At 64.1% G+C, this 507-nt stretch carries 1 protein-coding gene; it reads left to right on the top strand.

Going from position 1 to position 507, the window contains the following annotated elements; all coding sequences use genetic code 11:
• The coding region (locus KVT32_RS28580) for a UDP binding domain-containing protein (RefSeq protein ID WP_305864202.1) at positions 1 to 507 on the top strand (507 nt) is incomplete at both ends.

Genomic DNA, 507 nt, shown 5'->3' with positions numbered 1-507 from the left:
CGATATCGAGCAGGTACGGCGCGGCTTCGGCTCAGATCCGCGCATCGGCCCGGACTTTCTATATGCCGGCGTGGGATACGGCGGCTGCTGCTTTCCCAAGGATGTCCGGGCCTTGCTGAAGACCTCGGACGACCATGGCCAGCACCTGCGCATCCTGAACGCCATCGAAGCGGTGAACGCATCGCAAAAGAACATCCTGTTCAAGAAGATTGCCGAGTTCTTCGACGGCATCGATCGGCTGGCGGGAAAAACCGTTGCGCTGTGGGGCTTGTCGTTCAAGCCGAACACGGACGATGTGCGCGGGGCGCCCAGTCTTGCGCTGATACGGAAACTGTTTGCGGCGAATTGCCGCGTACAGGCCTACGATCCCGTTGCCGCCGGTGCGGCGCAACGCGTGCTGCTCAGGGAGCATGGCGAAGCGCGTTGCCAGGAACTGTACAAGGTGGCGGATTCGGCGGCGGCCGCCGGCGAAGGTGGGCATGGACAGGGCGGCGCCGACCAGGGGGC

Source organism: Achromobacter sp. GbtcB20 (assembly GCF_019091095.1).
GTDB classification, from domain to species: domain Bacteria; phylum Pseudomonadota; class Gammaproteobacteria; order Burkholderiales; family Burkholderiaceae_B; genus Achromobacter; species Achromobacter mucicolens.
The sequence above is the reverse complement of the archived record's forward strand: the minus strand, read 5'-3'. Positions and strand labels throughout refer to the sequence as shown.